Here is an 11,966-nt window from a genome sequence, read left to right as displayed (position 1 = left end):
AGCGCATCAAGGTGTTGCTGTGGATTTTTCGGCGGCGGGCAGGGTGTCCTCATTCGAGATGCTGTCGCTGCTGCGCAGCTGTTCACTGGCGAGCACGGTAGGTTTGGTTGCGGCATCAGTGAGGAAATCCATCACGCGCATGAGGGCTTCCGGTGGTTGCTGACGGCGCACGGTAGTGTTGAAGGCGTAGCGCGCGCGGGTATCGGTCTTGCGGGTCTGTTCCGACTTGTGGCTTACACTGCCTTTCACATTCAGCTTGAAAGGTCCCCAGCCGAGCGAGGCCTCCATGCTGCCTTCCGCCTCCTTGGAGGATCGGTCCTCGGCCATCTGGTTGATGGTCATCTCGAACTCGATCTTGCCTTCGTCGATGGCAATGTTCGGGTGGGTGATGGCCGCCAGCAGTGGCACCTTCATGCTCTTGGCGACGATACCTTTGTATTCGCCATCCTCACCGACGATGGTCTCGTCGTAGTCGAACTGGATGGCGACTGCCTTGCCATCCTGGATGCAGACATTCATGAGGAAGTCGGCGTACGACTTGCTCGCGGTGACCTGCGCCTGGACCATGGCCTGCAAGGGGCCGGCAATCATTCGGTCCATGGGTAGAGAGTTGATGACAGAACCGATCAGGCTGTTGTCAATGGACATGGGTGATACTCCTTCGGGGGCGGTGAAAGCTCAGGCCCGGTTTTCAGTGGGGGTGGTTGTCCTGGCGCCGGATGTTGCCGATCTGACGCAGGCTCAGTCCGTACTTGTCCGCGAGCAGGCTGCGCGACAGCCCGCTGGCACTTTCTTTCTGGATTTGCAGGTTGCGCAACTGGCGCTGGAAGTGGTCGGCCTTGGGAATCTCCAGGGCAATGCCGGCATAGCGCTTGATCAGTGCGTCCAGCGCGTCGGCTGGCAGAAGATCGGCCAGCCGTGTGCGGTCACGGTGTTTGGGGATGTACTTGGGGCGGCCGCCGTAGGCGCAGGTCAGCCGGTACGCATTTTCAAGGCCGATGCACTCGATCAGCGATTGCAGTGAATGAGGTAGCTGGGCGACATCGATTGCAGTCAGATCTGGCAGTTCCATATTCGATTTCCCTGTGTCTTAGAGGCCAGCACGATGGGTGCCCAGGGATTCTCAGTCACCTCTCCCGATCATTCCTAGGCGCCAAGTGGCCCATGCTCTGTAGTTCCTGTAGAGCGTTTGTTGCAGGCAGATGAGAGCTCTTGCGTAGGAAGTTGAACCGTGATTTTGCAGCAGGTCTTGTTCTTTATCGGTCGACTTCTTAGGTGTGTTCCAAGGATGTCGGTACCCATTTCAATCGCAGGGGTAGGCTTTGCGCAGGCTTGCCAAGCCTAGGTAGCTTTGAGGGCTGGACACCGCTGCGGCGGGCAATGCGCGCCAGTCCACGTCCACGCACAGTGCTTCGAGCGCTTGGCTACCGCGATAGCCGATGACTTGCGGGCTGAATACCCGGCGGTAGCGCGCGTGGGTAATGGAGAAGGGTTCTACATGCTGCGCCTGTGCCAGGGTCAATCTGACCATGGCCGGCAGTTTCGAGGGGGGAGGGACGAAGCGCAACTGGCCTGGCTGGGCCTGTAACAAGCCGTTGCCACGAACCTGTTGCCACAACTGCTGCCATTGGTTGCTGCCGCTGGAGGCTTCGAGGCGGGTGCCGAGCTCGAGCAGTTGTTCGCGGGGCAGGGTGCTGGTATCGATGGCGTGGGCGCAGGTGAGCGGGAGAAACAGCAAGGTGCAAAGCACGAGGGGTTTTGGCATGGTCGCTCCGGGGCACGAGTCGGGCGTCCATGTTTTCAATCTTGAGCGGCGAAGCTCAGCAGGAAATGCATCGCGTGTGGATCTGGCCATGTATCATGTGGCCGGCTCGTGACGAGCTTCTTTTGTCCCTGATGCTCCAAGGAATTGCCGATGACACACATGCAGCGCTTCAAATATTCGATCCTCATCATCGTGGTGATGATGGGTGTGATGTTCGGCCTGAGCTACCTGCAGAAACAGGGCACGATCAGCGAGCAGACCTTCCAGTACCTGGCCATCGGTATCGCCGTGGTCGTCGTGGTGATCAACGGCATCCTGCGGCGCAAGGTCAAGTCCTGACGCAGGCCAGCCGGCCATCCTGGCCGGCCGGGGAATCAGCGCAGGGCGTTCTGCTCCAGTACGGCGCGGGCTGCGGGCTGAAGGCTGTAGCACTTGTCATCGCCCAGGCTGATGACGCCCTCGGTGCAGAGTCGCTTGAGCACTTCGCGCACGCTCAGGAATGACAGCGGGATGTCCAGTTGCTCCAGCTGCGCATGCACGCCGCGTACGCCGATGCTACGGCCACTGCGATCGGCCGAATGCAGCGCATCGATGACTTTCAGGCGAATCAGGCTGGTGCGCAGACCGTAGGCGCGCAACAGTTCGCGGATCTGTTCGTTGCCGATCCGTTCCTGCGCGCCAGTGCTGTCTTGCGGCGATGTGCGCTCAGCGGTGCGCTGGTGCTGCGCCTGCAGTTGCGGGTTGTACATGTGAATGCTCCTTTTCGTGGACTGTCCCGAAATCATGAGTGCCTAACTATTAGGACGAATGAGCGCGGGAAAACTGCAGTTCTGACTGAAAAAAAACTGCCACGTCCTTTTCAAGACGTTCCCGCGTAGCGCAATACGTAAAATTTTCATCCGGCCGCTCGTCTGATCGGGATGACCTCTCATACCCCAGGAGTGCCCGTGATCCCACTATCGCGACCCTTATCCTGCCTTGGCCTGGCCATCGTGCTTGCCACCGTTGCTGCCGGCGCGCAGGCGCTGGAAGCCGCCGGCGATGCTTCGGCGCAGATTCGCCGTACCAGCTTCGGTGTGCCGCACATCCTGGCCAGCAATGAGCGTGGCCTGGGCTATGGCATCGGCTACGCCTATGCCCAGGACAACCTGTGCCTGCTGGCTGACGAAGTGCTCACGGTCAATGGTGAGCGGTCGAAATATTTGGGTGCCGAAGGCAAGACGGTCGAGCAGCGCGACAACCTCGACAGCGATCTGTTCTTTACCTGGCTGAACGACAATGCGGCAGTCAACGGATTCCTCCAGGCGCAGTCGGCACCCATTCGCGATCGCCTGGAGGGCTACGCTGCCGGCTACAACCGAGCGCTTGCCGAACGCAAGGCCCAGGGGCTGCCGGTGGAGTGCGGGGCGGGCGACTGGGTCAGGCCAATCACCAGCCTGGACCTGGTGAAGCTGACCCGCCGACTGCTGGCTGAAGGGGGCATCGGTCAGTTCGCCGAAGCGGTGGTTGCGGCGACGCCGCCGGGGCTGGCCATGCACAGGCCAAAGGCCGACTACAGCGTGGCCCTGGCACGCCAGCAGGCGTTCGCCAGCGAGCGTGGCAGCAACGCCGTGGCCGTCGGTGCGCAGCGCTCGGCCAATGGGCGTGGCTTGTTGCTCGCCAACCCGCACTTCCCCTGGATTGGCGGCCTGCGGTTCTATCAGATGCAGTTGACCATTCCCGGGCAACTGGATGTGATGGGGGCGGCGCTGCCGGGGTTGCCAGTGATCAACATCGGTTTCAACCGTGATCTGGCCTGGACCCATACCGTCGACACCTCCAAGCACTTCACCCTGTACCGTCTGCAGCTCGACCCGAAGGATCCCACCCGTTACCTGCTGGATGGCCAGTCGCTGCCGCTCCAACAGCAGGCAATCACTGTTGCGGTGAAGGGGGCAGACGGAACGCTCAGCCAGGTGCAGCGCCAGATCCACGTCTCCAGGTTCGGCCCTGTGGTGCAGTGGCCGGGGCGTCTGGACTGGGATGGCAAATATGCCTACAGCCTGCGCGATGCCAATCTCGACAACACGCGAGTGCTTGAGCAGTGGTACGGGATCAATCGCGCCAAGGACATCGATGCTGTCAAGACCTCGGTGGCCAAGCTTCAGGGCATTCCTTGGGTCAACACCCTGGCGGTGGATGCCGGTGGCCGCGCGCTGTACCTGAATCAGTCGGTGGTGCCGTATGTCGACAAGGCCATGCTTGCCCAGTGCAGCGATCCATCGCTGGTCGGGCCGTTGGTCGTACTGGACGGCTCGCGCAGCGCCTGCCAGTGGAAGGTCGACCCCGACGCTGCGCAACCTGGAATCTTCCCCGCGCGCCTGCAGCCAAGCCTTGAGCGTGCGGACTTCGTGCAGAACTCCAATGACTCGGCCTGGCAGGTCAACCCGGCCCAGCCGCTGACAGGCTTCTCGCCGCTGATCAGCCGTGAAGACCAACCCTTGGGGATGCGTACCCGCTTTGCCTTGCAGCGCCTGCAAGGTCGCGCCAAGCTCGGCGTAGCTGAGCTGCAGCACATGGTGCTGGACGACGAGGTGTATCTGGCCAGCCAACTGCTGCCAGAGCTGCTGGACTGGTGCAAAGGCACCGAACGCGATCTGCAGGCTGTTTGCGCCAGCCTCGAGGCCTGGAACGGCAAGGCCGGCACCGACAGCGGCATGGGGCTTGTGCATTTTGCCAACATCATGGAAGCGCTGGGCGACCAGCCGCAAATCTGGCGTGTGGCGTTCGATCCGGCAGATCCGCAGCACACGCCGCGTGGTCTTGCAGTAGAGCAAGCAGCAGTACGCGCGCTGCTGCGTGAGGCGGCGCTGGCTTCTTTGGCGCAGGTGCAGGAAGGCGGCATGGCGCAAGAACAGCAGTGGGGGCAGGTACAGCAAGCGCTGGACGGCACGCCGGTGCCGGGTGGCCCGCAGGAGTTGGGGGTCTACAACGCCATGGTCAGTGTGCCCAATGGGGCAGGGAAGCGTCTGGTAGTCAGCGGTACCAGCTACCTGCAGTTGGTCAGCTTCACCGAGCAGGGGCCTCAGGCCAAGGGGTTGCTGGCGTTTTCACTGTCCAGCGAGTCGGCCTCGGTACACGCATTTGACCAGACGCGTGCCTTTGCGGTCGGACAATTGGCGCCCATTCCGTTTACCGAAGCGCAGATCACCTCCGATCCTCAGTATCGCCAGTATGTGGTGAGCGAGCGGGATGAGCAGCCACTGGTCAGCGCGGGGAAATAGTCGAAATCAGTGGCCCTGTGGTGGCACGAGCCACCTCAGGGCCTGCGCGTCAGGAAAATTCGAACGGCGCCAGGTGCATGCCCTGGTCGTCCACCTGCAGCGCCCAGCCTCGGCGATCCCAGTCCCCCAGTACGATGCGCCGAGCCGGCTGGCCCTCGACCACCAGCTTGTGCAGGGCAGGGCGGTGAGTATGGCCATGGATCAGCGTGCGCACACTGTGCTCGCTCATCACCTTGGGCACTTCGTCGGGGGTGACATCGACGATTTCAGTGTTCTTCATCCGCACCTGCGCCTGGCTTTCACTGCGCAGCTTGCGCGCCAGTTTCTGGCGCGTGGATCGCGGCAAGTGACGCAGAATCCAGAGGCTCAGCGGGTTGCGCAGGTAGCGGCGCAGCTTCATGTAGGCCACGTCGCGGGTGCACAGGGTGTCGCCATGCATCAGCAGTACCGGCTCGCCACCCAGCTCAACCACGCTAGGGTCGGTCAGCAGGGTGCAGCCAGCGGCCTTGCAGAAGTCCTGGCCGATGAGAAAGTCGCGGTTGCCGTGCATCAGGTAGATCGCCGTGCCGCTGTCGGACAGCGTGCGCAACGCCTGGCAGATCGATTGCTGGAACGGCGTCATGGCATCGTCGCCGATCCAGGCATCGAAGAAGTCGCCAAGAATGTACAGCGCCTTGGCGTGTCGCGCCCGCCCATCGAGCAGATCAAGAAACGCCCGGGTAATGTCCGGGCGTTCTTCTTGCAGGTGCAGATCGGAGATCAGCAGGATCACTCAATGATCTCGGCTTTCTCGATGATCACGTCGTCCTTCGGCACGTCCTGGTGGCCAGCCTTGGAACCGGTGGCGACTTTCTCGATGGCATCGACCACTTCACGGCCTTCGGTCACTTCGCCGAATACCGCGTAGCCCCAGCCCTGCACGTTCTTGCCGCTGTGGTTGAGGAAGTCGTTGTCGGAAGCGTTGATGAAGAACTGCGCCGAGGCGGAGTGCGGCTCCATGGTGCGGGCCATGGCGATGCTGTACTTGGTGTTCTTCAGGCCGTTGTCGGCTTCGTTCTGGATGCTGGCGCGGGTTTTCTTCTGGTTCATGCCAGGCTCGAAGCCGCCGCCCTGGATCATGAAGCCCTTGATCACACGGTGGAACACGGTGCCGTCGAAGTGGCCGTCCTTGACGTATTGAACGAAGTTCTCGACGGTTTGCGGGGCTTTTTCGGCGTTCAGTTGCAGAACGATGTCGCCGTGGTTGGTGCTCAGTTTGACTTTGGACATGCTGAAATTCGCTCTTTCAAGGCATTCGGAAATAGGGTGCACAGGTCGCGTACTGTACCTGACGCAGGATCTGGCGGCGGCGACACAAGGCGCGCGGCGGCCATTTTGCCAGCTGGCGACAAAACGCTGCGAGAAATCGCGCCAGTTTGTCGGTGCCCGGCTGTCAGCAGCTTGACTGCTTCGGCTATGATAGGCCCTTTGATTCAATCGGCCTACCCGGACCGGACATCTGCATTCAAGGATCCTATGAGCAAGCCCACCGACAACGCGACCAACGCCGCTGCCAAAGGCGCCCCCGCCGTCCCTGCGAACTTCCTGCGACCGATCGTCCAGGCTGACCTGGACTCGGGCAAGCACAGCAGTATCGTCACCCGCTTCCCGCCGGAACCGAACGGTTATCTGCACATCGGCCACGCCAAGTCGATCTGCGTCAACTTCGGTCTGGCCCAGGAGTTCGGTGGCGCCTGCCACTTGCGTTTCGACGACACCAACCCGGCCAAGGAGGATCAGGAGTACATCGACGCCATCCAGCGTGATGTCAAGTGGCTGGGCTTCGAGTGGACCGGTCCGGTGCGCTTTGCTTCCGATTATTTCGACCAGTTGCACGACTGGGCGGTCGAGCTGATCAAGCGCGGCAAGGCCTACGTCTGCGACCTGACCCCCGAGCAGGCCAAGGAGTATCGCGGCACCCTGACCCAGCCCGGCAAGAACAGCCCGTTCCGCGAGCGCAGCGTCGAGGAGAACCTCGACCTGTTCGCCCGCATGAAGGCTGGCGAGTTCAAGGACGGTGAGCGTGTGTTGCGTGCCAAGATCGACATGGCTTCGCCCAACATGAACCTGCGCGACCCCATTCTTTACCGCATCCGCCATGCCCACCACCACCAGACCGGTGACAAGTGGTGCATCTACCCCAACTACGACTTCACCCACGGCCAGTCGGACGCCATCGAGGGCATTACCCACTCGATCTGCACCCTGGAGTTCGAGGGCCATCGTCCACTGTATGACTGGTTCCTCGACAACCTGCCGGTCCCGGCGCATCCGCGCCAGTACGAGTTCAGCCGCCTGAACCTGAACTACACCATCACCTCCAAGCGCAAGCTCAAGCAGTTGGTGGACGAGCAGCACGTCGAGGGCTGGGACGATCCGCGCATGTCCACGCTCTCGGGCTACCGCCGTCGTGGCTACACCCCGGCCTCGATCCGCAACTTCTGCGACATGGTCGGCACCAACCGCTCCGATGGCGTGGTCGACATGTCGATGCTCGAGTTCAGCATTCGGGACGACCTCGACCGCACCGCGCCGCGCGCCATGTGCGTACTGCGTCCGCTGAAGGTGGTGATCACCAACTACCCTGAAGGCCAGGTCGAGCAGCTCGAACTGCCGCGCCACCCGAAGGAAGACATGGGCGTGCGCGTCCTGCCGTTCGCCCGTGAGCTGTACATCGACCGCGATGACTTCATGGAAGAGCCGCCCAAGGGATACAAGCGCCTGGAGCCAGCCGGTGAAGTGCGCCTGCGCGGCAGCTATGTAATTCGTGCCGACGAGGCGATCAAGGATGCCGAGGGCAATATCGTCGAGCTGCGCTGCTCGTACGATCCGGACACGCTGGGCAAGAACCCCGAGGGTCGCAAGGTCAAGGGCGTGATCCACTGGGTGCCGGCCGCCGCCAGCATCGAGTGCGAGGTGCGCCTGTACGACCGCCTGTTCCGCTCGCCCAATCCGGAGAAAACCGATGAGGGCGGCAGCTTCCTTGAAAATATCAATCCGCAATCGCTGCAGGTGCTGACGGGTTGTCGTGCCGAACCTTCGCTGGGCCAGGCCCAGCCAGAAGATCGCTTCCAGTTCGAGCGTGAAGGCTACTTCTGCGCCGACCTGAAAGACAGCCAGCCGGGTCGCCCGGTGTTCAACCGCACCGTGACCCTGCGCGATTCGTGGGGCAGCTAAGGAATCCTCGTGCTTAACATCTACAACACCCTGAGCAAGACCAAGGAAGTCTTCAAACCCCTGGATGGCAACAACGTGCGCATGTACGTCTGCGGCATGACCGTGTACGACTACTGCCACCTGGGCCATGGTCGCAGCATGGTGGCGTTCGACCTGATCACCCGTTGGCTGCGCAAGAGTGGCTACGCGCTCACGTACGTGCGCAACATCACCGACATCGACGACAAGATCATCAACCGCGCCAACGAAAACGGCGAGCGCTTCGATGAGCTGACTGCGCGCATGATCGATGCCATGCATGAGGATGAGCGTCGTCTCAACATCCTCAAGCCGGACCTGGAACCGCGCGCCACCGATCACATCCCCGGCATGCACGCGATGATCCAGACCCTGATCGACAAGGGCTATGCCTACGCGCCGGGCAATGGCGACGTGTACTACCGCGTCGGCAAGTTCGTCGGCTACGGCAAGCTGTCGCGACGCAAGATCGAAGACCTGCGTATCGGCGCGCGGATCGAGGTCGACGAGGCCAAGCAGGATCCGCTGGACTTCGTCCTGTGGAAGGGCGCCAAGCCGGGCGAGCCGAGCTGGGATTCGCCCTGGGGCCCGGGCCGTCCGGGCTGGCACATCGAGTGCTCGGTGATGTCCACCTGCTGCCTGGGCGAGAGCTTCGACATCCACGGTGGTGGCAGCGACCTCGAGTTCCCGCACCACGAGAACGAGATCGCCCAGAGCGAGGCAGCCACCGGCAAGCCTTATGCGGCGGCCTGGATGCACTGCGGCATGATCCGTATCAATGGCGAGAAGATGTCGAAGTCGCTGAACAACTTCTTCACCATTCGCGACGTGCTCGAGAAGTACCACCCGGAGGTGGTGCGTTATCTGCTGGTGGCCAGCCACTACCGCAGCGCCATCAATTACTCCGAAGACAGCTTGCGCGATGCCAAGGGCGCCCTGGAGCGTTTCTATCACGCACTGCGTGGCCTGCCGCGCGTCGCCGCCAAGGGTGGCGAGGCGTTCGTCGAACGGTTCAGCGTGGCGATGAACGATGACTTCGGCACCCCTGAAGCCTGCGCCGTGCTGTTCGACCTGGTCCGCGAGATCAACCGCCTGCGCGACAGCGACGCTGACGCAGCGGCAGGCCTTGCCGGTCGCCTGCGTGAGCTGGGTGATGTGCTGGGTGTGCTGCAGCTCGATGCCGACGACTTTTTGCGTGCCGGTGCTGAAGGCAAGGTCGATGCTGCCGAGGTCGAAGCCTTGATCCAGGCGCGCTTGCAGGCGCGTACGGACAAGAACTGGGCAGAGTCCGATCGCATTCGCGATCAACTGGCTGCCATGGGCGTGGTGCTTGAAGACAGCAAAGGCACCACCACCTGGCGTCTGGCTGACTGATACGACTCGAGGGCTGCCCAGCAGCCCTGTTGCGGGACAAGTCGGGGCACCGAACCGACTTGTCCCGTGATGCTTTTCAGGCCGTCGAGCAGTGCAGCACCAGCTTCGCTCCACCCAGCTCGCTACTGCCCACTTCCAGTCTGAACCCATGCAGGTCGACGATCGCTGCGACGATCGACAAGCCTAGCCCGAACCCTGGGTGACGATGTCCTTCCTCGCTGCGATAGAAGCGCTTGAGCACCGCAGCACGCTCCTGTTCAGGAATCCCCGGTCCGCTGTCCTCGATGGCGATATGCACGCCATCGTCGTCGTGCAGTGCCTGGATCCGTACCTGCCCACCCTCCGGGGTGAACTTGATGCCGTTGCCGACCAGGTTGGCCAAAGCCTCGAATAGCAGTTCGCGGTCGCCGTGCAGCGCGGGCAGATGCGCAGGCTGCTCCAGTTGCAGGCGAATGCTGCCATCCTCTGCGAGCGGCAGGTAGAAGTCGTGCAACTCCACCAGCAAATTGTGCGGATCAAGCTCGACGAAACCTGCGCGGCGCTGGCGGTCTTCCAGCTCGCTGATGCGCAGCAGGCCGCGGAAACGTGCCATCAGGGTGTCGGTCTCGCTAATGGCTTGATCCAGCGCTTCGGCTTCCGGCGAGTTCGCTCCGCTCTGCTGGCGAATGCGGTAGAGCTGGGCGCGCAGGCGGGTCAGCGGTGTACGCAGGTCGTGGGCAATGTTGTCGCAGACACCCTTGACCTCGTGCATCAGCCGTTCGATGCGGTCGAGCATGGCGTTGACGATCGCGGCCAGCATGTCCAGCTCGTCTCGTCGTGCCGACAGCGGCAAGCGGTGGGTGAGATCGCCGGCCACGATCAGCTCGGCGCTCGCCTGTACGGCGCGGATACGCTTGAGCGGGCGCCTGCGTAGCAGGTACCAGCCGGCGAAACCGGGAATCAGCGTCAGCGAAATGCCCCAGAGCAGCGCGTGCAGAATGATTCGGGTCACCACGAACAGCGAGCCGTTGTCGCGCACCAGCACCAGCCAGCGCCCATCGGGGATGCGGATCGCCACCGCATCACAGCTGTCGCGCGGCAGGTGCGGATCGTCGGCATCCAGGCAACGCTTGAGTTCGTGAACCTTGCCGTCCAGGCCCAATTCCGACGGAATCGAGCGGATACGACCGCCGATGGGGTTGAGCTGCGGGTCGAACAGGCCGTACGCGTCGAAGCTGCGTTCCTCGAAGGCCTGGCTGGCGATCAACGCATCGTCCAGCTGCTTGCCGGTCATGTGCGCGAAGAGGTGCTGGCGTTGCAGCATGGAGTGGCGGGTCAGCTTGTTGAGGTAGCTGGTGACCTCGAAGTACAGCACCCCCATGAGGATGCTGCTCCAGGCCACGAACAGGAAGCTGTACAGCGCCAGCAGGCGGCTGGTCGAGGAGCTCCAGCCCTTAGATGGGTTCAGCAATGGCATAACCGGAGCCCCGTACGGTTCGGATCAGCGGTGTCTGGCCGGGTGGGTCGATCTTCTTGCGCAGACGACCGATGTGGACGTCGATCAGGTTGGTGCCGGGATCGAAGTGATAACCCCACACTTCCTCGAAGATCATCATGCGAGTGATGACCTGCCCGGAGTGACGCATCAGGTATTCGAGCAGTTTGTATTCGGTTGGCAGCAGGTTCAGGCTGCTCTCGCCGCGTCGGGCCTCATGGCTGATCAAGTCCAGCTCCAGGTCGGCGACCTGGAGGCGGGTCTGGGTCATGGGCACGCTGTTGCGCCGCAGCAGCACCTCGACGCGGGCCGCCATCTCGTCGGAGGCGAAAGGCTTGGTGAGGTAGTCGTCGCCGCCTGCACGCAGACCGCGCACGCGCTCGTCGACATCCGACAGGGCACTGATCATCAGGATGGGCGTGGCGATCTTCAGACTGCGCAGGGTGGTGACGATGGTCAGGCCGTCGACTTCCGGGAGCATCCGGTCCACGGTGATCAGGTCGTAGCCGCCGGCAATGGCCTTGGCCAGGCCTTCGCGGCCATTGTCTGCCCAGTCGACCTCCAGCCCGTGGCTGGAAAGTTCGGCGACGATTTCCTGGGCGGTGACGGCGTCGTCTTCGATAGTCAGTACGCGGGGCATGCTAATACCTGGGCGGCGATTGGATGGCTGATTGTGCCAAAGAATAGACAAACGGCGATTTAAGAAAAATTCATCTATCAGAGGCAGGGTGCCAGTATCGGTGTTTTCACGCGTTTGGCGTTCAGCGCGACTCCGTTGGGGAGCAGGCTCGCCTGCAAAGAAACCGGCCCTGACAGCAATGAAAACGGGGCGTGCCATTGCTGGCACGCCCCGTTT

12 protein-coding genes are annotated in these 11,966 nt (G+C 62.3%); 4 read left to right on the top strand and 8 right to left on the bottom strand.

Going from position 1 to position 11,966, the window contains the following annotated elements; genetic code table 11:
* Positions 1-6: 6 nt before the first annotated feature.
* The 3 genes from ACTYOL_RS15335 to ACTYOL_RS15325 all read right to left on the bottom strand — a co-directional run bounded on the left by ACTYOL_RS15335 (position 7) and on the right by ACTYOL_RS15325 (position 1,765).
* A complete protein-coding gene (locus ACTYOL_RS15335) occupies positions 7-648 on the bottom strand; it encodes a DUF2589 domain-containing protein (RefSeq protein WP_153772718.1) in 642 nt (213 codons plus the stop codon).
* 43 nt (positions 649-691) lie between these two features.
* Complete coding sequence (locus tag ACTYOL_RS15330; protein ID WP_054891525.1) at positions 692-1,072, bottom strand: Mor transcription activator family protein; 381 nt, start codon at positions 1,070-1,072, stop codon at positions 692-694.
* Positions 1,073-1,303: 231 nt separating this feature from the next.
* Entirely contained in the window at positions 1,304-1,765 is a 462-nt protein-coding gene (locus tag ACTYOL_RS15325) for a hypothetical protein (RefSeq protein WP_153772717.1), read from the bottom strand.
* Between the two features lie 150 nt (positions 1,766-1,915).
* Here ACTYOL_RS15325 and ACTYOL_RS15320 point away from each other — a divergent pair, with 150 nt between their 5' ends.
* Positions 1,916-2,104 carry a hypothetical protein gene (locus ACTYOL_RS15320; RefSeq protein WP_054891523.1) on the top strand — a complete coding sequence of 63 codons (189 nt, stop codon included), beginning with the start codon at positions 1,916-1,918 and terminating at the stop codon, positions 2,102-2,104.
* Between the two features lie 35 nt (positions 2,105-2,139).
* Here ACTYOL_RS15320 and ACTYOL_RS15315 read toward each other — a convergent pair whose 3' ends face one another.
* Positions 2,140-2,514: a hypothetical protein gene (locus ACTYOL_RS15315; protein WP_063545229.1), complete on the bottom strand. Its 375-nt coding sequence runs from the start codon at positions 2,512-2,514 to the stop codon at positions 2,140-2,142.
* A gap of 198 nt (positions 2,515-2,712) precedes the next feature.
* Between ACTYOL_RS15315 and pvdQ the strand changes: the two genes are divergently transcribed.
* Positions 2,713-5,028: a bifunctional acylase PvdQ gene (gene pvdQ, locus ACTYOL_RS15310; protein WP_444756531.1), complete on the top strand. Its 2,316-nt coding sequence runs from the start codon at positions 2,713-2,715 to the stop codon at positions 5,026-5,028.
* A gap of 49 nt (positions 5,029-5,077) precedes the next feature.
* Here the strand turns inward: pvdQ and ACTYOL_RS15305 are convergent, their stop codons facing one another.
* Positions 5,078-5,800, bottom strand: a complete 723-nt coding sequence (locus ACTYOL_RS15305) for a UDP-2,3-diacylglucosamine diphosphatase (RefSeq protein ID WP_054891520.1) — start codon at positions 5,798-5,800, stop codon at positions 5,078-5,080.
* Positions 5,797-6,297 carry a peptidylprolyl isomerase gene (locus ACTYOL_RS15300; RefSeq protein ID WP_063545226.1) on the bottom strand — a complete coding sequence of 167 codons (501 nt, stop codon included), beginning with the start codon at positions 6,295-6,297 and terminating at the stop codon, positions 5,797-5,799. The genes ACTYOL_RS15305 and ACTYOL_RS15300 overlap by 4 nt, the downstream gene beginning before the upstream one ends.
* Before the next feature lie 246 nt (positions 6,298-6,543).
* On the opposite strand from ACTYOL_RS15300, the gene ACTYOL_RS15295 reads away from it, so the two are divergent.
* Positions 6,544-8,244 carry a glutamine--tRNA ligase/YqeY domain fusion protein gene (locus tag ACTYOL_RS15295; protein WP_054891518.1) on the top strand — a complete coding sequence of 567 codons (1,701 nt, stop codon included), beginning with the start codon at positions 6,544-6,546 and terminating at the stop codon, positions 8,242-8,244.
* Positions 8,245-8,253: 9 nt separating this feature from the next.
* The gene (gene cysS, locus ACTYOL_RS15290) at positions 8,254-9,636 is read left to right on the top strand and encodes a cysteine--tRNA ligase (RefSeq protein WP_153772715.1); all 1,383 of its coding nucleotides are present in this window, start codon (positions 8,254-8,256) and stop codon (positions 9,634-9,636) included.
* Positions 9,637-9,712: 76 nt separating this feature from the next.
* On the opposite strand, the gene ACTYOL_RS15285 is transcribed toward cysS, so the two are convergent.
* Positions 9,713-11,092, bottom strand: a complete 1,380-nt coding sequence (locus tag ACTYOL_RS15285; RefSeq protein WP_065862604.1) for a sensor histidine kinase — start codon at positions 11,090-11,092, stop codon at positions 9,713-9,715.
* Positions 11,070-11,750, bottom strand: coding sequence for a response regulator transcription factor (locus tag ACTYOL_RS15280; protein WP_054891589.1), 681 nt, complete (start codon positions 11,748-11,750; stop codon positions 11,070-11,072). Before ACTYOL_RS15280 ends, ACTYOL_RS15285 begins: the two co-directional genes overlap by 23 nt.
* Positions 11,751-11,966: the final 216 nt, after the last annotated feature.

The organism is Pseudomonas sp. A014, from assembly GCF_052378495.1.
In the GTDB taxonomy this organism is placed as follows: Bacteria; Pseudomonadota; Gammaproteobacteria; order Pseudomonadales; family Pseudomonadaceae; genus Aquipseudomonas; species Aquipseudomonas machongensis.
Note: the sequence above shows the minus strand (reverse complement) of the source record. Positions and strands in the feature narration are given on the sequence as shown.

What these genes read in the sequence shown, in the direction of transcription:
- ACTYOL_RS15335 (WP_153772718.1), bottom strand. Translation starts at nt 648, where the DNA reads ATGTCCATTGACAACAGCCTGATCGGTTCTGTCATCAACTCTCTACCC.
- ACTYOL_RS15330 (WP_054891525.1), bottom strand. Translation starts at nt 1,072, where the DNA reads ATGGAACTGCCAGATCTGACTGCAATCGATGTCGCCCAGCTACCTCAT.
- ACTYOL_RS15325 (WP_153772717.1), bottom strand. Translation starts at nt 1,765, where the DNA reads ATGCCAAAACCCCTCGTGCTTTGCACCTTGCTGTTTCTCCCGCTCACC.
- ACTYOL_RS15320 (WP_054891523.1), top strand. Translation starts at nt 1,916, where the DNA reads ATGACACACATGCAGCGCTTCAAATATTCGATCCTCATCATCGTGGTG.
- ACTYOL_RS15315 (WP_063545229.1), bottom strand. Translation starts at nt 2,514, where the DNA reads ATGTACAACCCGCAACTGCAGGCGCAGCACCAGCGCACCGCTGAGCGC.
- ACTYOL_RS15300 (WP_063545226.1), bottom strand. Translation starts at nt 6,297, where the DNA reads ATGTCCAAAGTCAAACTGAGCACCAACCACGGCGACATCGTTCTGCAA.
- ACTYOL_RS15295 (WP_054891518.1), top strand. Translation starts at nt 6,544, where the DNA reads ATGAGCAAGCCCACCGACAACGCGACCAACGCCGCTGCCAAAGGCGCC.
- ACTYOL_RS15285 (WP_065862604.1), bottom strand. Translation starts at nt 11,092, where the DNA reads ATGCCATTGCTGAACCCATCTAAGGGCTGGAGCTCCTCGACCAGCCGC.
- ACTYOL_RS15280 (WP_054891589.1), bottom strand. Translation starts at nt 11,750, where the DNA reads ATGCCCCGCGTACTGACTATCGAAGACGACGCCGTCACCGCCCAGGAA.